This window comes from Flavobacterium sp. MMS24-S5, assembly GCF_050320125.1.
In the GTDB taxonomy this organism is placed as follows: domain Bacteria; phylum Bacteroidota; class Bacteroidia; order Flavobacteriales; family Flavobacteriaceae; genus Flavobacterium; species Flavobacterium tyrosinilyticum.
Map to the genome: position 1 here is coordinate 1,575,827 of NZ_CP190016.1, position 20,807 is coordinate 1,596,633.

Below are 20,807 nucleotides of genomic sequence, written 5' to 3' on the forward strand. Positions count from 1 at the left end.
TTACTGAGATACTGAGATGCTAAGATACTAAGAATCTAAAAAACTTAGAATCTCAGAATCTTAGCATCTTAGAAACTTATTTAGTATTTAATTTTCTTAATTTAATTGCTGTCAAAACTTTTTTGGTGTACAACGGAAAATCAGCATTTTGAATCCAGCTGAAATACCCTGGTTCTGTTTCTAGAACCTTCTCCACTTTAGCACCTTTATGTTTTCCAAAAGTAAAAATTTCTTCGTCATCTTTATCAAAAGCAATCATTCCTGCAAAATCGGCGATTTTTTTACGTGTCGTAAATTCAGACAAAGATTTCATGTCGTTCTCTAATTCTGGATAACGATCTAATTGTGCTTTCAAGATTTCGTATGTTGCCATTGTATCTGCTTCTGCCGAATGCGCATTGTCTAAACTTTTTCCACAATAAAATTTCAAAGCAGCACTTAAAGTACGCTCTTCCATTTTATGAAAAATAGTCTGCACATCTACAGAAACTTTGTTTTTCATATCAAAATCAACTCCTGCGCGAAGTAATTCTTCTGCTAACAGCGGAATATCGAAACGATCTGAATTAAATCCGCCAAGATCACTGTCTTTTATCATATTATGAATATGCGGAGCAAGTTCTGCAAAAGTGGGTTCATTGGCAACTTTTTCGTCTGTTATACCATGAACTGCAGTTGTTTGTGGAGGAATTGGAATTGTTGGATTAACCAACCAGGTTTTACTTTCTTTGTTTCCGTTTGGAAAAACTTTGAATATTGAAATTTCTACGATTCTATCTTTACCGATATCAATTCCCGTTGTTTCGAGATCAAAAAAGCAAATTGGCTTGTTAAGTTTTAATTCCATTTCTAATTTTTATAAGTTTACAAATGTAATTTTTAAAGCGGAATATCTCTCTTTATTCTGATTTTTTTTGTCGAAAAATGCTTTCAATTACTCAATTTTAACTTTTCAAAAACAAGCTTTTAATAAGTCTGCGTAGTACTGCTTAATTCTTTTCTTACAAAACAAAAAATCCGACAGGTTTTAAACCTATCGGATTTTGAGTTTATTTATATTTTATTTTTAGAAATCTCTATCTACATCAAAAGCTTCTAAATATTCTGCTACTCGTTTCACAAAACTTCCTCCTAATGCACCATCTACGACTCTATGATCGTAAGAGTGCGATAAGAACATTTTCTGACGAATTCCGATAAAGTCACCTTCTGGAGTTTCAATAACTGCAGGCACTTTACGAATTGCGCCAAGCGCTAGAATTCCAACTTGAGGCTGATTGATAATCGGAGTTCCAAAAACGCTTCCAAAAGTACCAACATTGGTTACCGTGTAAGTTCCGCCTTGAGTATCGTCTGGTTTTAGTTTTCCAGCTTTTGCACGGTTTCCTAAATCGTTAACCGCTTTTGCCATTCCAACAAGATTTAACTGATCTGCATTTTTGATTACAGGAACAATTAAATTTCCGTTTGGCAATGCTGCTGCCATTCCTAAATTGATATTTTTCTTTTTAATGATATAATCTCCGTCAACAGAAATATTCATTCCTGGGAAATCTTTTAAAGCTTTTGCAACTGCTTCCATCATAATTGGAGTAAAAGTCAGTTTCTCGCCTTCTCTTTTTTCGAAAGCGGCTTTTACTTTATCTCTCCATTTTACAATATTCGTTACATCTACTTCAATGAAAGATTGCACGTGAGCCGAAGTCTGAACCGATGCTACCATGTAACCCGAAATCAGTTTACGCATTCTGTCCATTTCAACAATTTCGTCACCACCATTTACAGAAACTGGTACTGCCTGCTGGCTTTTTTGAACAACTGGCTCAACTGCCTTTGGAGCTTCAGCTTTTGGAGTTTCTGCAACAACTTTTGGAGCAACTTCAACTGTTTGCGGAGCTTTAATAGAACCCGATTTACGAGCTTCTACATATTTTAGAATATCCTCTTTAGTCACACGTCCATCTTTTCCAGAACCTGGAATGTTTTCGAGTTCGTTTAAAGAAAGACCTTCTTCTTTTGCAATATTTTTTACTAATGGAGAAAAGAATTTATCTGATCCTGAGAAATCTTGAGAAGTTACCGTTTCTTTAACCGATTCGATTGTTTTTTCGATTTCTGCAGCTTCTGCAGGAGCGGCAGTTTCTTGAACTGTATTTGCAGCTTCTGGAGTTGCTGTTTCTCCGCCTTCAGTTTCAATAATAGCAATAGTCTGCCCTACCTGCACTAAATCATCTTTACCAAACAATTGCTCAACTAAAATTCCTGATACTTCGCTAGGCACTTCGCTGTCAACTTTATCTGTTGCAATTTCGAGTACAGCTTCATCAGCCTCAATTTTGTCTCCAACTTCTTTCAACCAATTTGTAATAGTTGCTTCAGCGACACTTTCTCCCATTTTAGGAAGCTTTAATTCAAATCTTGCCATATTGTTAATCTAAAAGATGTTTTTGATTTTCAGATTGCGAAATTAATGAATATTTTAAACATAAATTTCATTTAATATAATTTTTTACTCGATTTTTATAATTTGCCCTCTGTCATTTCTGGAATTACTTCCAATAATAAAATGGGTATTTTTAGGCAAAACTTTAAAAGTAATACTCTTATCTTTAATAGTTTCTATGATTTCGATACATTTTTTGAATGAAATGTACTGATTATCCAAAATTATTTCGACGTTTTTTCCCTTAAAAATCAGGCACGAATTTACCATTTTTTCTTTCGGGATTTTTAAAAACTGGACTTTATTTTTTAAAATTAGGGCTATTTTGTGAGACAAATCTTCGTTTAAAGAATAAAAAACATGCAATTCTGGATTTGGTTTTATTCTTGTTTTGCCTTGAAACATTTTTACAAAAGAGAAAAACCAAGTTCCGATTTGGATGAAGAAACTAAAAAACAGTGATTTCTTAAAATGCTTCTGATAAAAGAAATTCATAGCTTCCTGAAAACGTTTCATATATTTTTCGTCTTTTATGGTGCTTTCTCCTTTATAGTGCAAAACTGTAGTTTCGTGAAAGTAAAAATTTGACTTTTGTTTTTGCAATGCTCTATACGATAAATCGATATCATCAGCATACATGAAACAATCTTCATCAAAACCTTTTAAATCTTCATAAAGCTCTTTTTTCAAAAGCATAAAAGCGCCAACAAGAATATCTACTTCCCCCGTTTTATTTTCATCTAAATGCTGTGCGTAATATTGATTGAAGAGTTTGGATTTGGGAAAAACTTTATACAATCCGAAAATTTTGGTGAAAGCAACCCAAGGCGAAGGAATTCCGCGTTTGCTTTCTGGAAGAAACTCCCCTGTTCCATCAATTAATTTACAGCCAACAATTCCGAGATTTTTTTGCCTTTCGGCGAAAGCCAAAATCTTCGTAAAAGTATCTTCTGCAACAACGGTATCTGGGTTTAAAATGCAAATATACTTTCCTTTCGCTTGACGAACACCAATATTATTACCTTTTGGGAATCCAAAATTTTCTTTGTTTTCGATCAGTTTTACGTCTGGAAATTTTTCCTTCATCATCAAAACACTTTCGTCTAATGAGTTATTGTCAATCACAATAATTTCTGCATCGATTGCCGCAATTGCCTCCTGAACACTTAAAACGCATTGTTCTAGAAAGTAACGCACATTATAATTTAAAATGACAACCGATAACTGCATGAAAATTGAATCTGTAGATTTTGGCCGAAGTTAGAAATTTTCTGATAACCCCAAACGCAGTGACCAATCGTTTTTACTAATTCCGTAATCTAATGCCAAATTACTGCCATTACGTTTATTCCATTTAATACGAATTCCTGTTCCAACCGCAGGATTCCATTTTTTAAATTGATAGGTATCTAACTTAGAAACCGAAGAAATATTAGTAAAAAAAACAGCCCCAAAAAATCCGTTTCGGCTTATGTCTGTTCTGTATTCGGTTTCAAAATAAATAAGGGCATTGCTTCGGTATCTATTTTTAGTAAATCCTCGTCCTGTTTTTCCTTCACGATCCCAACCAATACTTGGTAAATCTAAGTAATGGGGTTTTCCGCCAAACGTTGACCAGTAAAAAGCTCTTGAAGCCCAAACCCGATGTTTAGTTTTACTGAAAGAATGATATTTTCGAGCATCAAAATACAAAGATTGCCATTTGTCTCCTTCTACACCGCTAGTATTTATTCTAAAATCGGCTTCGACATACAAACCTTTTTCGGGATTAATAATGTTTTCCCTCGAATCGTAAAGTCCTTGCAAGGCAAAACCAAACGAAGTCTCATCAGAATAATCACCATTCATATATTGGTAATAATCGGTTTCTCCATCTATATAAGATTCTTCCGAAATATTATTATAATTATCTAAAAGAAAGCCAACTCCTAAACGATAATTTCCAATAACCTGTCTGGTAATAAACTGATAAAAACGCCATTGCTGGTAATCGAGCGTTGACATTTCTTTATCTGAATTGTCTTCGCCCAAACCGTAAGTATCTTGGGGATAAATCATGTATCGATAATCTCCAATAAGACTCCATTTATTATCTTTTGAATAGATGTAAGACTGGATTGGAAATACAAATTGCTTACTAAAACTAAAATAAGGCGAAAAAGTAACCTGAGACATTCTGGTTGTTTTGGGATCTCCTAAATAAAATGTAGTCAGAAAAGAAACCACCAAACCTGTACTGGAATTAACGCCAACTGGAACTGGCAATAAGGAAAAAGCCAGTTTTTTATTTCTTTCTGGGCGAATGGTGTCCTGCTTATCAAAAACTCGATGTATAACATCCAAAATATCTCGTGTACCCACATTTGTGCTATCATTTTGAGCTTGACAAAACGATCCAATTAAAAATAAAACTACAATGTATTTATTCTTTAAACCATTCACACACAATATTTTAAAAACACCCTCTTACAAATTTAGAATTTTATTAAGAATATCAATCATTTTTTTATGCTAATCTAAATTACACATCAATAAGGTACCGGTTGTGTGTAAGGAGGCTCGCATCCAAAAGTTTCTATACCTGCTTCTCCTAAACGCTTTTCTACAATAAAAATTCCATGGTCAGGTTTCAAGTTTCAAGTTCTGCATAAAACTTGAAACATTAAAGATGCAGCTGAATCTTATATCTATTCAAGATTTTCATTACGAAAAGCATAATGATAGAAAATACTAGAGACCAAATAATTCCAGGAACTCCTTCTCTAAAATATCCGGGAATAATATGGAGATTAAACGCTTTACAGAAATAATAAATTACACCTGGCAAAATATAAATCAATAACGGATTTGCCGCTGCAGGCATAAAAAATTCACTCCATTTGGTTTGTTTTTTAACTTCCATCAGCCAATACAACAAATAGAACAAAACGGTACATATCGCTGCCGAAAACATCGTCCACGATGGTGTTCCTTTAATTTTTGAAATTCCAAAGTAAGGACGAAGCAAAATAGCCGTGATTGTAAATAGCGCAACAAAACCAATTACTGGCCAGTTGAATTTGGAACTAATTTTTCGATCAAAAAACAATAACGAAACTATTATTCCAGCCGAAGCTAAAGAAGCATGCGTTAAATGTCCAGCTATAAAACTTAACCAAGAAGTATTTTGTACAAAAGAGTTTTCAGTTAGATTAAGCGAATTCATTGCAACAGAAAAAGCTAAAAATGCAATCATTGCCCATAAATTTCCAGAAACTAGCCAATAATAAACTACTGTAAAAAGATACGCCCAACCGATTAACCCAAGTATTCCCCACCATTTTGGAGTCATTCCTCGATCTCCGGTTTCTTGAACATATAAAAAATACAGTGCTATTAGAACTAAAATCCCTCCGTATTGAAGTATATTTTTTAACCATAGGGGAAAATCTTTTGGATATTTATTCCAAATCGGAATTGGCATCGCATAGGCTAAAAGCCCCCAAAACGCAGGTGCGATTATCATTTTTGTAGCATCATAACCATATTCGGCATTGACCATAAAAACGCCAATTACAATAAGAGCAATCGCTCTTTTAAGAGTATGCGTCCAAATTGTTTTTGGGCTGTCACCTTTTATCAATCTGGCATTAAAAGCAAACGGAATAGACATTCCAACAATGAATAAAAAAGCAGGGAAAACTAAATCAACAAAAGTCATTGCATCGGCATCTGCAGGCATATGTTTTAACCATTGTGGCACGTTTTGAATGCTCGCAAGCTCATTTACAAAAATCATTACAAAAATGGTAATTCCACGCAAAGCATCAATAGAAATAATACGCTGATTAAACAAATTCTCTTTTATTTTCATAATTTTTTACTTTTTTACTAAAAATCAAATATAACATAAATCTAAAATGTCTTGTTACAAATTCTAGATTAATTTTGCAACACAATGAATTGAGCTATACCTTTTTTATATTATGTTATCATTTTTTAAATCGAAACCTCTTTTACGAGATCTGCTGGGCGGTAACTTTGTAGATATTCACTCTCACCTGTTACCAGGAATTGACGATGGCGCAAAAACTATTGATAATACTAAAATGCTCATTAAATCTTTACAGGAATTGGGAGTCTCTCAATTTATTACTACTCCACATATTAGCCACTATCTTTGGGATAACTCTCCTTCGACTATTATCAATTCTTGTCTAGAAACTAAACAGATTATAACAAAGGAAAATATAAATGCTCCTCTTAAAGCAGCTGCAGAATATTTCATGGACGACTGGTTTGAGAATCACTTTAAAAATGAAAAGCTTTTAACTTTAAAAGACAATTACGTATTGGTAGAAATGTCTTACATGAATGCTCCAATACAACTTTATAAAACACTTTTTGACTTACAAGTAGCAGGATATATTCCTGTTCTGGCTCACCCTGAAAGATATTTATTTTATCATAAAAACTTTAATGAATACGATAAATTAAAAAAAGCGGGATGCAGATTTCAGCTAAACTTACTTTCAGTTGTTGGCTATTATGGAAGTGAAATTAACAAAATAGCCGAACAGATTCTCAAAAAAGGAATGTATGATTTTACAGGAACTGATGTACATCACAATAAGCATGTTAAATCTTTTGAGCAGAAGGTAAATATTAGCGATGTTTCCATTTTGAAAGAAGTAATTGCAAATAATTCCTTTTTCAAATTTTAAAAAAATCTAAAACTTACTAATAAGCATTTTCTTCTCCCTGAATAATATTCATAATTGTTCTAATTATAATCTTAATATCCAATAGCAAACTCCAATTTTCTATATACCAAATATCACATTCTATTCTATTTTGCATATCAGAAAGCTTTTTTGTTTCTCCTCGATAACCATTTACTTGTGCCCAACCCGTAATTCCTGGTTTAGCATAATGACGAACTGAATAATTATCTATAAGTTCCCCATATTCTTTGGCTAAATTGACCATATGGGGTCGTGGAACCTACTACAGACATGTTTCCGAAAAGGACATTAAAAAATTGAGGCAACTCGTCAATACTTGTTTTACGCATAAAGGCTCCAAATTTTGTTATACGTAAATCTCCTTTTTTTGCTTGTTTATTATGTGCCAAATCATTTAGGTGCATGCTTCTAAATTTAAAACATGAAAATGATTTATTGTCGCGACCAGAACGATCTTGCCTAAAAAATACAGGTTCAGTTGATTCCAATTTTATAATTATCATGACTATTGGAAAGAGCCAAGGAAAGATCGAAATTATAACAAGTGTAGAAAAACAAAGATCAAATATTTTTTTTAAAAGTCGGTTTATTGCTAATTCTAAAGGTTCAGGACGTAGCATTAACACAGGTGTATTTTCATAAAAAGCTACCTCAACCTTACTGGATTTTGTATACAACTGAAAATCAGGAACAAACTTAATTCTGACCAAGTTTTGCTCACATACTTTTGTTAACTCATTTATTACTTTAATATTATCTATATGCAAAGCGACATACACTTCTTCTATTTCTTCTCTAATAATAAACTCCTGTACATCATCAAATCCTCCTATAACTGGAATATATTGATTTTCGATTTCATTCTTTTGATCAAAAAAACCTAAAAATTTATATCCATATGTTAAATCTTTAGCTAATATTTTCCGCATCTTTTCTCCTGTTTCATTAGCACCTACAATAATAATTTTTTTAAAATTATAACCTTTAGCTCTAATATATTTTAAGAGTTTCATTAGTATATATCGGGATATCATCAGTAAAGTGAAAAAAAGCAGGTAAAAATATAACAACCTGAGCCTTGAAATGTCTGTATACTTTAAAAAAACCACAAAAAAGACTATTAATGCGACATGGATAAGAATCTTTTTAATTGTTCTTTTTAAAATTGATTCGATATATTCTATCCTTATAATTCTATGAGAATCTTTTTGCATTAGTAAAACAATCCAGATCAAATTCGCTAATAATGAAATCGTTTTTTCGTCTTTCAAAAAAAGCTTGTCTGTATCTCCAAATCTTGTCATAGCAGACAGATATACAGCAAAATTTAATAATAAAAGATCCCAGCACACAAATAATATTTTAGAGTAACGCGAAAAACGATATCGTGATAGGTTTTGTAAAAAATTCATTTTCAAGCTTTTTGTCTGAGTAAGATTTGTTTTTAGTCTAAATGACGAAAATAGTATTTTAATTATTGCTATATACTATTTTTAAGTCAATTCTTGTGAAACATTAAATTAACAATACAGATCAATTGTTTGCAAAAAAAAACGGTTCAAAATATTTTGAACCGTTTTCTTATTTTAGCCGATAATTTTTTTAATCCATCCTCTTTTCTCCAATTTCTCTCCATAACCATAACTATACTTTCCTTTCGAATTTGTATCATTAAGAACAATACACATATTAGGAAGCTTTTTATCTCTAAAAAATCTGTTTGCAATAGATATCATTCTTTTTTCTAAAAATCTGGCACGCATTACATAAACAAACGTGTCAGCATTTTTTGCTATAAGCAATGTATCTGTTACAAGACTAGCTGGAGCAGTATCTGCTATAATATAATCATATTCTGCTTTTAATTTTTCAAATAACTGATCTACTTTTTTATTCGTCAACAATTCAGGCGGATTTGGGGGGACTATTCCTCCCGGCAAAATATAAAAATTCTCATATTTATCATGCTTTACAATATAATCCTCAATTTCTTTATTGTTTGAAGACAAATAATTTGTAAGCCCTTCAGGAGGAAGATTAATATATTCATTCAGTTTTGGACTTCTAATATCCATACCAATGAGTAAAACCTTTTTTTCTAGTAATGCAAAACTGGCTGCTAAATTTGTCGAAATAAATGTTTTTCCTTCGGAAGCTAAAGTTGAAGTTACAAATATCGTTTTTGCTTTACCTTCTTCACCTTTATTCAGCATAAATCCAAGATTGGTTCTAACAATACGAAGCGCTTCTGCAGAACTACTCCTGCTATTAGGTTTGATTAATTCTGATACATGCTCGCAATGAGGCACATCTCCTATAAACGGAATTTGCGTTTTCCCTTCTAAATCATCTCTGCTTTTAATTTTAGTATTTAATAAATCATCCGCATAAATAATACTCAATGGGATCAATATCCCAAATAAAATTCCTGCTAAATAAATTATCTTTTTCTTTGGACTTACTGGATTTTTTTCTGCTTTTGCCGTATCAATTATTCGAGCATTAGGTTCAGTTGCAGCTAATGAAATTGCAGTTTCTTCTCTCTTTTGCAATAAGTATAAATACAGTTCTTCTTTTACTTTTTGCTGTCTTGCTATTACTCTAAATTGACGTTCTTGAACTGGAATTTTTTCAATTTTACTATTCAAAACTCCTTCTTTAGTTTTTAGATCGCGATTTTGAATTTGTAAATTAGACTGCATCCTATTTAAAGTTTCTGCTACATTAAGTTTTAACGAACTTATTTGCTGGTCTAATTTTACAACTGTTGGATTCTCATTTGTTGCCGATTTCAAAACTCGATTACGATCTAAAACCAATTGATTATAGGAATTAATCAAATTAGATGCATCTCCTTTATCTAAAATTAGATTAGAAGGTAACAAATCTGAATTTGAACTTTTTTTAATAAAATCAAGCAACGAATAAACTACGTTTAACTGAATTTCAGTTTCAATCCCTTTTTTATCATATTCATTTGAACTTTCAACATACAGCTTTGCATCAGATTCAATATCAGTTAGTCGATTTGATTTTTTGAAACTTTCAACATTTTGTTCTACACCATCAAGTTCTTTAGTAATTAGAGCAAGCCTGTTGGAAATAAAATTAGAGGTGTTTTCTGAAATGAAATTTTTATCTTGTTTTGCACTCTCATTATAAATCTCAACCATGTTATTTAAAAACTCCTCTGCCTTTTTTGCAACTGGATCTGAAATTGAAATACTAACCACACTACTGGTTTTACTAATAGGCTCTACTTTGAGTTTTTTTCTAAAATCTTCTGTCAAATCATCTAATGGTTTTATCAAAATACAGATAGATTTCTCTCCATTTGAATAAAAATCAGAAAAAAAAGCTGTTTTGTTTACCACTAAAGTTCCTATTTTCGTGAAAATTTTTTCTCCAAATCTAAACCCTTTCTTAGGCGATACTATAGAGCTTTCCTTATTTTCAGTTTTCTCTACCAATGAAAAAGTTTCAGCAGTTATTAATTCGCAATTAAGATTAATACTTGCCTCTTTAAATGATGGCATTTTGTTTACAAAATGAATTTTTATCGGAGCTTCGCCATATATATCACGTTCTATAAAATTTTCCTCATGAAACAAAGCAACATTTAAATTAAGTTTCAAAATTGTACTTTCTACCAAAGTTCTTGATTTTAAAATTTCAATTTCATTGTCAATATTACTCTTCACACTTGCCCCCAAACCCAAATCTGAAAAAGCGGAAAGTTCTGAAAGCATTCCTCCTTTTTTCTCATCCTTAACAAGTATTGTAGTTGAAGCCTCATAAAAAGCTGTTGAAAATCTTAAATATAAGAAAGCCAACAACAGGCCTATTATAATACTCAATAAAAACCAACGCCAATGAACTAAATATTTTTCTAATTGTTGTTTAAGACCAAGATCTTCGATATCATCATCATCAACATCATTATAAAACTCTTTCATTATAATTTATTATTTCGATTTTATTTAAAAATTAGAACTGAAAGCGAAACTAAAATAGAGATCGCAGAAATGATTACAGAAGTATTTGGACCAACGGCCGAAGAATTCACTCTTGTTTTATTAGGTTCAACATACACTACATCATTTTGAGCCAAATAGTAAAAAGGGGAATTAATAAAGTCTGATTTTGTTATATCAACTCTATTATAAGTTTTTTGTCCGTTGTTTTCTCTAATAACCAGAATATTATTTCTCTTACCATAAATAGTTAAATCTTTGCCCATACTTAAAGCTTCTATCAAAGTAATTCTCTCTGAAACAACTGAATAAGTTCCAGGTAAATTAACCTCACCCTGTAATGAAATTTTAAAATTTGTTATACGAAGATTTATGATTGGATTTTTAATATACTTAGCGATTTTACTTTGCATGAACTGAAGTGCTTCTGTACGAGTAAGTCCACCTATTTTAATATTTCCCAATACCGGAAATTCTATATTTCCATTTTGATCAACCAGATACGTCTGTACCGTTTCCTGAGCACGGGCAATATCTGCTTTATTATTGTTCGAAATACTGTAAGTCTTTAAGTTAAAAGGTACAGCTGCTTCGGGATCATCAGAAGAAACGAGAATCATTAACAAATCATCAGGTTGTATTTTAATTTCGTAAGAACTCAGATTTTGTTCTTTTGATAACGAATCAATATCTTGATAATAGACTATATTTTTTCTTGAAGCACAAGAAAAAAACACAAACAAAAGAGATAAAAAAACAATTTTTTTCATCAAAAAAATACAATAAAATTTCATTTGTTTTATTTTTTTTAATCGTAAACATCAATAACAAAATAAAAAAGTCTATTCTGCTAGCGTATTACATTATAAGGAATCTTATTTTTTAATTATAGAAGTAAAATTAGTAGGCATTTTTTTCTCCATGAAAAGCATTGAGAACTGTCTTTATTATGATTTTTATATCTAAGAGCAAACTCCAATTTTCAATGTACCAAATATCAAACTCTACTCTGTTTTCCATATCGATAAGTTCTTTGGTTTCACCGCGATATCCATTAACTTGAGCCCAACCTGTTATACCTGGTTTTGCATAATGACGAACCAAATAATTATTGATTAATTCTTTATATTCTTCTGTATGGTATAACATGTGAGGTCTTGGTCAGAACAACTGACATATGCCCAAACAGAACATTAAAAAATTGCGGGAGTTCATCGATACTTGTCTTTCTCATAAAAGCGCCAAATCTTGTAACACGCTTATCTCCTTTCTGAGCTTGTTTTTTATTCGAAACATCATTTACATGCATGCTTCTAAATTTTAAACATAAAAATGTTTTATTATCTCTTCCTGATCTCTCTTGTTTAAAAAAAACTGGTCCTGGAGATTCAATTTTAATAATAGCCATGAGAACAGGAAACAGCCAAGGAAATATTAATATTATAATTAAGAAAGAAAAACAAATATCAAAAATCTTTTTTAAAACTCTATTTGATGTGTTTTCTAATGGCTCTCTTCTAGACATTAGAACAGGCGTATTTTCATAAAAAGAAATTTCAACTCTACTAGACTTAGTATATAATTGAAAGTCTGGAATAAATTTAATTCGTACCATCTGTTGTTCACATATTTCAATTAGCTTATTGATGACATCAATATCATCAATATGAAGCGTTATATACATTTCATCAACATGATTTTTTTTTATAAAATCTTGAATATCATCAAATCCTCCTAAAAAATTTGCTAATACTGAATTTGACATGTTTTCTGGTTTGTCAAAAAAACCCAGAAATCTGTAACCATAAGTCAAATTTTTAGCTAAAATTTTACGAATACGTTTTCCTGCGTCATTTGCACCTACAATAATAACATTGCGAAAATTATAGCCCCTCGCTCTAACATATTTCAGAAGTTTCATCGAAAAAATTCGTGAAAAAATTAAAAATGAAAAGAAAAAAATATAGAAATAAAACAATTGTAATCTTGAAATATCCGAATAATCTAAAAAGACAACAAAAATGGCTACAATAGCACTATGGATAATAACTTTTTTTATGGTTCTGGACAATATAGACTCTATGGTTTCTACCCTTATAATTCTATAGGAGTCTTTATATAAAAGAAGACCAAGCCAAATTAAATTCCCTAATAAAGATATCGTTTGTACCTCCTTCAAAAAAAACTTGTCTAAACTTTCAAACTTAAGTAATCCAGAAATGAGAATTGAAATATTTATTAATACAATATCCCAAAGGATAAATATAATCTGGAAATATCTTGAAAAACTATATTGCGATAATTTTTGTAAAATTTTCATAAAGATTTCTACTAAAATTTATTTTACAATAGAGGTGAAATGATTAACATATTGATCAATAATAATCTCCCAATCATACATCTCGTTTATCTTCTTTGTGTTTTCAATTAGCATGGACTGAATCCCAGAATCTTCATATTTTGCATTCATTAAATGCTGTGCCACATCATCATCATTTGTAAAATAAAGAGCATGCTCTTCTAAAATATATCTATTAAAATCATTATTGTGTGCGCAAATCAGACTATTAGACGCCATTGCTTCTAATAAAGAAGGATTTGTCCCGCCTACAGTATGTCCGTGAAAATAAATATTAGAGTAATATCGAAGATTATTTAGAATTTCTATATTGTAAATGCCTCCTAAGAACTGAATGTACTCAAATGAAGAATACTTCATTTTTAAATAATTTCCATATTTAGTATTATGATTTCCAATAACTAAAAAAGGTCTTGAAGGATTTGATTTTGTAACTCCATCAAGGATTATCTCTATACTATTTTCTGGTTCTAACCTGGCAATTAGCATATCATATTTATAAGGCTTTAAACCATAACGTTCTATAACTATATCATTACTATTAACAAAGAGACTGGCTCCATAAGCAATATAAGTTGATGTCACTTTGTATTTCTTTTCTAAATAATTTTTAATACCGATTGAATCAGAAATTAAGTAGTCGCTATGTTTTATTACCAGTGATTCTGAGTAATGAAGAAATTTTCTAATTATTTTAGAGTATTTGCTTCTTTTCCATTCTAGGCCATCCATATTAGTTGTAACAATAGATTTTCTTGGCATTAACCAATTCCAAACTGCACTGCTTGTATACCCTAATTGCAGAATAATATCGCAGTCGCGTTTTCTAACATCGAGAATACAATTTAAGTCATAAATGAACTGTCCTGCAGTTCCTAATTTATCTTCAGGATCATAACAGTGTACAATTTTGACACCTTTCCACTGTTTTTCTTTATAAGGATGATTGTGAGAGTTGTAAACAATAACTTCAAAACCTCTTTTTATTAATCCTAAAGCTAAATATTCGGCACATTGCTCAAAGCCTCCGTAATAATTAGGAATTCCTCTTGTTCCTATAATTGCGATTTTCATTTAAATTACTAATTAATTTATAAAATATACTTGACTAAAAAGTTGATTAAACTGTCTAGAACAAGTAGTTATTTGCATAAAAGAAAATGTGACTTTTAATTTTGAGTTATTTTGAAAGAATTAGATCATAAAATTTTTTAGTCAATTGTCCTATTCTAATCCAGTTATAATTATCTCGAATTATAAGATCTGCATTATTTTTAACTTTCATTAGATTAGACTTATTAGAAATTATTTCTCGAATTTTATGAGCTAAATCTTGAGCGTTTTCAGTTTGAAATAAGAAACCGTTTTCATTATGATTAATAATTTCTTTAAAAGGATCTAAGTCAGAACAAAGTACAGGCTTTCCATAACTTAGAGTTAGAAGCAATACCCCGCTTTGATAAATATTGCGGTAGGGCAAAACAACTAAGTCTGCTTTTTGATAAAATGTAACGACTTCGTTGTCTGGAATATATCTAAAATCCGTTATAATTCTATCCTCTATTTCAAGTGTCTTTATTATTTCTTGATATTTTCCCAGTTCATCTTTCCAGACCTTACCTGCTATGGTTAACTCAACGTAGCATTTTTTTTTTCAAAATACTTATTGCCTTAAGTAAAACATCTAACCCTTTTACTTTTTTTATTTGTCCGAAAAACAAGAGTGAAAACTTGTCTTTGTCTATAGATTCAACATTTGGCAAATTATTAATAAATGGTAAATAATTACCATGTGGAATTATCGCTTTTGGAATAGGTAATTTAAATTTACTATCTAAAGCTTTTAACGAACTTTTATTATGAACAATTATACCATCGATATACTTAAAACATCTTTTCTCAATAATTCTGTTTGCTTTTTTATAAAAAGAATTGATATCATGAAGTGTAATTATCATTTTAAAATTATTCATTCGAGCATACCAAAGAATAAACAGATCAATGCTTCTAAATGAAAAAAAATGCAAATGAATAATTTTTATATTTCTTTTTTTTAAATCTGAAATTGCCAAACAGTGGCCAATTAGATACTTAAAAACTTTAATAAAAAAGTTTCTTTTCCACATTTTTTTAAAACAAATGAAAGTTTGTACATTATCATATTTTCTTTCATTGGTTTCACTACACGTATAATAAACTACTTTTACATTATTCTCAGCTAATCCCATTGCCAAGCCATAATCATAATAATCCATTCCTCCATGCCCTCCTACTGGTTCAATTAAACCAATTGAAAAATCCTTTACCCTCATGATCATTATTTACTATATTTTGCAAGTACATTCAGAATACTTTGTCTCTTATTTTCAAGATTACCTATTTTAGGCTTTTGAAAATCTGGAATATATTCTTCGAAATTATTCCTGCCAATCAACCTTGAATTTTCGTTTGTATCTTCTACAAATTTTTTGTTCTTATCTGAATAGTTAAACAATGCATACGGAACACTCAGATTTTGCGCTATAACCGCAGGGTGCAAACGTGAACTAATTACAAATTTTGAATTTTTAATAGCTATAAGAGAATCTTCAACTTCGTATCCAAAAACATTATTTACAACAATTCCATTTTGCACAAATAATTCATTCGCTATTCGGCTTTGTTTATCATCTACTTCCAAATCGCAAATTAAATTGACAATTCTTTTTATACTTAAATGTTTACAAACAGCAATAGCAAGACCAGTTAAATAATTGTTTACTTTTTCATTATTTACGTATTCATAACTCGATAAATCACGGCAACAAAAAACAATATAATCACTAGAATCAGACTTGTTTTGAATTGTATTGATATGCGCTATATCAGGCACATGTTTAATCTTATGTTTAAATAAATTAAACGTTAAATTATTAGCTCTCAGTAAAGATTTTTCATCTCTAAAATATAATGCCTTAGATAATAAAACAGCTGTAAAAACTATAAGTTTAGTTTTTGCTTTATGATCTGAATCAATTCCGACTCCTAAATACAATATTGAAACTTTAGCAAAATATGCTTCGATCATATATTTTAGTCCTCCTGTTCCTCCTTAATCCATAAAACAAGTCCCACCGCCCCAGATAATATATTTAGAACCTTTTACTGTTTTAAAAAAATTACTATAGCTAACTTTCTTATCTCCCGTTAGACCAAAAATTTGAATTTTATTTCTATGAGCATTCAATAAAAGTGAATCACACAAATTATCCTCATTCCCATATGTATAAATATTTATTTGATTATAATGCTGACCATAATAATCAATAAGTGAAGTAAGCATTAATAAATCTCCAAAATTACTTCCGTAATAGCCTATAAACGAAATCTTCATTTTTAACTTATTGCCTTATTGTTAAAATATTTTAAAAAAATTATCGTGTAAATAACAGCCGTAAGAACCTCACTTAAAACAAAAGATATTGATAAAGATTCTTCTCCTATATTTCGGAGAGAAAGCATCAAAAAAACCTGGAATATAAGTCCTAAAAATGATGCTGAAACTTTGCGTTTTATGCATTTTTCATTTAAAAGAGCTGCGCCAATTCCTGTTGAGTAAAAACGAAATGGTAAACTAATAGCCAAAATATTTAATAAATGGGCTGAATTTTTAAAGGTAGCGGGATACAATAATTTTATAACTATTTCTGAAGATGCATAAACCACAATAAAAAACAATATACCCAATACAAATGCGACAATGGAATGTTGCAGACTTGTGATTTTTAATACGGTTTTTTCTAACTTATGATATTGAGGAAGAAGATATGTTCCAAATATTATATTAGGAAGTATATAACATGCGGTAAGTAATACAATAGCAGAAGAATAAATCCCTGAAGTATTAAATCCAAAAAGATACATTGCCATAATAATGGATAATTGGATCTGGACAACATTTATAGTTCCATTAAAAGAATACAAAAATGATTCTTTAAAAAAAGAAAAGAATACACTTTTAGATTGCTTAAAAAATAAAAGTTGAAATATTTTATTTTGATCGATAAGTTTCAAAAGGACTACAAAGGAGCCTAGATTTGCAAAAAACAGTAAAATAGTTGTATTGGTTAAAGTTGGTGATAGAAGGAATAGAAATAAAATTGTAGCAACTCGTAATAAGGGATTAATGATCTGTGCTATCGAAACCTTGGCAAAATTTTCTGAAACCTGAGCATAAGAAATAACAAAATATTGAAATGCAATTGGCAAATAAAAAGAGGCCAAACAAAGTGCCTGAATAATATCTAATCCTGTATTAAAAAAAATAAACTGACTAACAATGATTGCAATGATTATGTTTATGAAAACGCATTTTAGAGCTACGGAAAAATATTCATCGTATCTATTTTCATCAACACATGCTTTACGTAAGAACAAACCTCCAACACCCATTCCTGCAAAAGCTGCCAATCATCGTAAGTGAAGAATTTGCCGCTGCATAAATACCAAATTGATGCATTGGCAATTTATGACTTAACAAAACCTGCAAGAGAAAAGTTGCTCCAGCTGCGCCAACTCCAGAACATAGTATTCTTACTAACTTTAACATTTATTAAATAATAATGAAGATCTTTTATAAAAGAATGGTCGTTTGGCATTTATCATCGAGTGGCAGAATTTATGAATAGATATGAATACAAACAGCCATACAATACTAACAGACTGTGCAGAAATACCCGAGGTAATAATCTTTGATCCAATTTCTAAACACACTATATACAAGAATATATCAAATAGTGTTTTCTTTTCTATAATAAACCTGTTATACAATCTCCTAATTATATATCCAAATAAAAAACATCCAATTATAATTCCGGGATATCCAAAATTGACATAAAAATCTCCCATAATTGTGGGAGGAATTCCAAATCCTTCAAATTCTAACTCTGTAACCTCTTTGAGCCATGATTGATAATCTATTTGTTTACCTGGAAGAGCAGTCAACAAGTCCATGAAAAAAGTTCCTCCATATTCAAAACTATCTTTTTTTATAAAAGCAGATAATACTTTTTCTAAATTTGATATATAGATCAAGAACCTATAAAGAAATGTTGTTTTCAAATCAACAGTAGTCATGCTGTCAGGATTTCTAAACATTTCAAATAAATTAACAAAAAGTAATCCCGCTATCGTAAAAATCGTCATTTTTTTTATTGGAATAAACGAGTATAGAAAATGTCTAGCCATAAATACGTACAAACAGAGACATAGAAAATATCTTCGCGAACCAGTTCCTGTCATGACAGCTCCAACGAGAATGGTTAAGACAAATAAGAAGGCTTGTTTATTATCATATAAGTAGGTATACAATGCCAATAATAAAATTCCATACATACTCAACGTCATCAAATAAAGAAAATACCCATTACCGCCCACACCCAGCGCCATTACTCTTGCGACTTCTTTATTAGGAGCAAGAATAGGTATACTGCCAGCTCTCATAAAAAAGATAACTGCAGCTACTAAGCCTATTATGATAAATAAATATCCTGTTGATTTAAATTTCCAGCTTCTGCGTTGCTTTCTAATTTTACAAATAACAAATTCTGTCTTATTATTAAAAACCAATTTTCCAGATGCAGCTGCGTAATATCCTAAATTAATAGATGAGTATCCTAATAATATTATAAAAGATACAAGCTGATAGTTTGCTGTGTTAAAAAGTTCTGCTGAAAAGAAATAAAGTGCTATAGGACCAATTCCTATTAGAATAATAAAGTATAAATTAAGAAAAATTTCAGGCTGAAAAAAGTCCTTATTATTTTTATTATAAATTGAAAAAAAATAAACGACAAAACTTATAAAAAATAAAATCATTTATCTCGGGTTTAAAAATCCTGCAATAACATCTTCGCTCCAAATTTCTAACCATGCAGGTCCAATTTTATCTGCTTTTAACAACATATTGTAAAAATCTTGGTTTGTATTACTTATATTAGAATATATACGTATTGCTTGTAACATTATACTTTGAGTATGCAATTGCAGAACAAGATCTGCATATTGATTCCCTTTATTAAACCATTGCTCTTCAGTAAAAGCAAAAGCTGCAATTTTTATTCTTTTCCTGTATTTTAAAGTACAATATCTAATCAGTTCCTTAGAAACTAAATCGGTTCTTTCAGAGCCATAGGTATCATGGATGGCTAATGTTAAAACTGTATGAGGAAACAGCTCTATAAACTCATCAATAATTTTCTTCCAATTTTCAGTGTATTTGAAATAACTAAAGCTAACTCTACTTAATTCTTTATTAGAGCAAATTAAATTAGTTTCAATACCATTAGTATTGCTTCCTCCAGTAATTTCAATTGCATTAAAAATATTTTGATTTTGATCTACGATAACTTTTAGTTGTAATAAAAAAAACTTAAAGAAATCATTACAAGTTTTGTCCCAAGGCAATGGTGACTTTGCTTGACAAACTTTTCCTTTTTCAACATAATTATCGGAATGTTCCCAATACAAATATTTTACATGCTTGTTTTCTAACCAATCAGGAGACCATCGGCCAGTTAGAACTCCTAAGTTTATTTTTTTGTTATATTGTTTAGTTATAGTCAAAATTCTCTCCAAAGAAGCAAAATCATATATATTCTCCTCAGGATTTAACTTAGACCAACCGACATAATATGTTATACCCGCTACTTGAGGATTTTCTAATACCTTAATTAAATTCGCATCAGAGGTATTACTTCTCACAATAGCATAAATAGGAGTTTTGAATTCATTATGATTGCCTTTAACGTTAATACATAAAAGGGAAATTAAAATAATATAATAGCTGTTTATTCTCACAAAAGTTATTTTGTTTTTATTAACTCTTTAACAGCAATTTCTTTTCTCAACCCACTACTAGAAAAACGGTGATCACGTTTGTTAAAATATAGCTCTATTCCTTTTTCAGCGCAATAATTTTTCCCTGTAAAGTTTTTATTCTGATATTCTTCACCAATAATACGAACATCAATTTTATGGGAACGCAGAATATCTTCTAAATCTCGCTCTGTTGTGTAAGGAATAATTTCATCAACAAATTTGCATCCTTTAAGTTGGATATATCTTTCAACGACTGTTTGTGTAGGACTATTTTTTTCAGGACGATCTAAAGCAGGATCTATCTGTAATCCAACAATTAAATAGTCGCATTGGTTTTTAGCCTCTTCTAACATTTTAACATGACCAGCATGCAGTAAATCAAAAGCACTAAACGTAATTCCTATCTTCATATCTAGTAATAATTAGCAAAAAAATAAAAAAGCATAGCT

20 protein-coding genes and 1 pseudogene are annotated in these 20,807 nt (G+C 30.4%); 1 reads left to right on the plus strand and 20 read right to left on the minus strand.

Annotated features, from left to right (window positions below; genetic code table 11):
- Nucleotides 1-76 precede the first annotated feature (76 nt).
- The 5 genes from ACPWTF_RS07015 to ACPWTF_RS07035 all read right to left on the minus strand — a co-directional run bounded on the left by ACPWTF_RS07015 (nucleotide 77) and on the right by ACPWTF_RS07035 (nucleotide 6,296).
- Complete coding sequence (locus tag ACPWTF_RS07015) at nucleotides 77-847, minus strand: 3'-5' exonuclease (RefSeq protein ID WP_095931062.1); 771 nt, start codon at nucleotides 845-847, stop codon at nucleotides 77-79.
- 219 nt (nucleotides 848-1,066) lie between these two features.
- A complete protein-coding gene (locus ACPWTF_RS07020; RefSeq protein WP_427874946.1) occupies nucleotides 1,067-2,425 on the minus strand; it encodes a dihydrolipoamide acetyltransferase family protein in 1,359 nt (452 codons plus the stop codon).
- Nucleotides 2,426-2,509: 84 nt separating this feature from the next.
- A complete protein-coding gene (locus tag ACPWTF_RS07025) occupies nucleotides 2,510-3,673 on the minus strand; it encodes a glycosyltransferase family 2 protein (RefSeq protein ID WP_427874947.1) in 1,164 nt (387 codons plus the stop codon).
- A 30-nt stretch (nucleotides 3,674-3,703) separates the two neighbouring features.
- Nucleotides 3,704-4,885 (minus strand): BamA/TamA family outer membrane protein, encoded by a 1,182-nt coding sequence (locus ACPWTF_RS07030; RefSeq protein WP_427874948.1) that lies wholly within the window; start codon nucleotides 4,883-4,885, stop codon nucleotides 3,704-3,706.
- A 220-nt stretch (nucleotides 4,886-5,105) separates the two neighbouring features.
- On the minus strand, nucleotides 5,106-6,296 hold the full coding sequence (locus ACPWTF_RS07035) for a DUF5009 domain-containing protein (protein ID WP_427874949.1): 1,191 nt from the start codon (nucleotides 6,294-6,296) through the stop codon (nucleotides 5,106-5,108).
- A gap of 112 nt (nucleotides 6,297-6,408) precedes the next feature.
- On the opposite strand from ACPWTF_RS07035, the gene ACPWTF_RS07040 reads away from it, so the two are divergent.
- Nucleotides 6,409-7,146 (plus strand): tyrosine-protein phosphatase, encoded by a 738-nt coding sequence (locus ACPWTF_RS07040; protein WP_427874950.1) that lies wholly within the window; start codon nucleotides 6,409-6,411, stop codon nucleotides 7,144-7,146.
- 16 nt (nucleotides 7,147-7,162) lie between these two features.
- Here the strand turns inward: ACPWTF_RS07040 and ACPWTF_RS07045 are convergent, their stop codons facing one another.
- From ACPWTF_RS07045 to ACPWTF_RS07115, 15 genes and pseudogenes are all read right to left on the minus strand, one after another.
- Nucleotides 7,163-7,411, minus strand: coding sequence for a sugar transferase (locus tag ACPWTF_RS07045; protein WP_427874951.1), 249 nt, complete (start codon nucleotides 7,409-7,411; stop codon nucleotides 7,163-7,165).
- Nucleotides 7,371-8,579: a sugar transferase gene (locus ACPWTF_RS07050; protein ID WP_427874952.1), complete on the minus strand. Its 1,209-nt coding sequence runs from the start codon at nucleotides 8,577-8,579 to the stop codon at nucleotides 7,371-7,373. The genes ACPWTF_RS07045 and ACPWTF_RS07050 overlap by 41 nt, the downstream gene beginning before the upstream one ends.
- 174 nt (nucleotides 8,580-8,753) lie before the next feature.
- The gene (locus ACPWTF_RS07055) at nucleotides 8,754-11,123 is read right to left on the minus strand and encodes a GumC family protein (RefSeq protein WP_427874953.1); all 2,370 of its coding nucleotides are present in this window, start codon (nucleotides 11,121-11,123) and stop codon (nucleotides 8,754-8,756) included.
- A gap of 20 nt (nucleotides 11,124-11,143) precedes the next feature.
- Nucleotides 11,144-11,911 carry a polysaccharide biosynthesis/export family protein gene (locus tag ACPWTF_RS07060; RefSeq protein WP_427874954.1) on the minus strand — a complete coding sequence of 256 codons (768 nt, stop codon included), beginning with the start codon at nucleotides 11,909-11,911 and terminating at the stop codon, nucleotides 11,144-11,146.
- A 130-nt stretch (nucleotides 11,912-12,041) separates the two neighbouring features.
- Nucleotides 12,042-12,290: a sugar transferase gene (locus ACPWTF_RS07065; RefSeq protein WP_427874955.1), complete on the minus strand. Its 249-nt coding sequence runs from the start codon at nucleotides 12,288-12,290 to the stop codon at nucleotides 12,042-12,044.
- Entirely contained in the window at nucleotides 12,265-13,461 is a 1,197-nt protein-coding gene (locus ACPWTF_RS07070; protein WP_427874956.1) for a sugar transferase, read from the minus strand. The genes ACPWTF_RS07065 and ACPWTF_RS07070 overlap by 26 nt, the downstream gene beginning before the upstream one ends.
- 18 nt (nucleotides 13,462-13,479) lie before the next feature.
- Entirely contained in the window at nucleotides 13,480-14,574 is a 1,095-nt protein-coding gene (locus ACPWTF_RS07075; RefSeq protein ID WP_427874957.1) for a DUF1972 domain-containing protein, read from the minus strand.
- Between the two features lie 106 nt (nucleotides 14,575-14,680).
- Nucleotides 14,681-15,127, minus strand: coding sequence for a glycosyltransferase (locus tag ACPWTF_RS07080; RefSeq protein ID WP_427875740.1), 447 nt, complete (start codon nucleotides 15,125-15,127; stop codon nucleotides 14,681-14,683).
- Between the two features lie 7 nt (nucleotides 15,128-15,134).
- Nucleotides 15,135-15,818: a glycosyltransferase gene (locus ACPWTF_RS07085; protein ID WP_427874958.1), complete on the minus strand. Its 684-nt coding sequence runs from the start codon at nucleotides 15,816-15,818 to the stop codon at nucleotides 15,135-15,137.
- Nucleotides 15,818-16,570: pseudogene (locus ACPWTF_RS07090) on the minus strand (polysaccharide pyruvyl transferase family protein); the annotation flags it as partial. The gene ACPWTF_RS07085 and the pseudogene ACPWTF_RS07090, both read right to left, overlap by 1 nt.
- Before the next feature lie 21 nt (nucleotides 16,571-16,591).
- Nucleotides 16,592-16,873, minus strand: a complete 282-nt coding sequence (locus ACPWTF_RS07095) for a hypothetical protein (RefSeq protein WP_427874959.1) — start codon at nucleotides 16,871-16,873, stop codon at nucleotides 16,592-16,594.
- 2 nt (nucleotides 16,874-16,875) lie between these two features.
- Nucleotides 16,876-17,949, minus strand: coding sequence for a hypothetical protein (locus ACPWTF_RS07100; RefSeq protein WP_427874960.1), 1,074 nt, complete (start codon nucleotides 17,947-17,949; stop codon nucleotides 16,876-16,878).
- Nucleotides 17,950-18,081: 132 nt separating this feature from the next.
- Complete coding sequence (locus ACPWTF_RS07105) at nucleotides 18,082-19,356, minus strand: O-antigen polymerase (RefSeq protein ID WP_427874961.1); 1,275 nt, start codon at nucleotides 19,354-19,356, stop codon at nucleotides 18,082-18,084.
- Nucleotides 19,357-20,337, minus strand: coding sequence for a beta-galactosidase (locus ACPWTF_RS07110; RefSeq protein WP_427874962.1), 981 nt, complete (start codon nucleotides 20,335-20,337; stop codon nucleotides 19,357-19,359).
- Nucleotides 20,338-20,342: 5 nt separating this feature from the next.
- Complete coding sequence (locus ACPWTF_RS07115; RefSeq protein ID WP_427874963.1) at nucleotides 20,343-20,768, minus strand: adenylyltransferase/cytidyltransferase family protein; 426 nt, start codon at nucleotides 20,766-20,768, stop codon at nucleotides 20,343-20,345.
- Nucleotides 20,769-20,807: the final 39 nt, after the last annotated feature.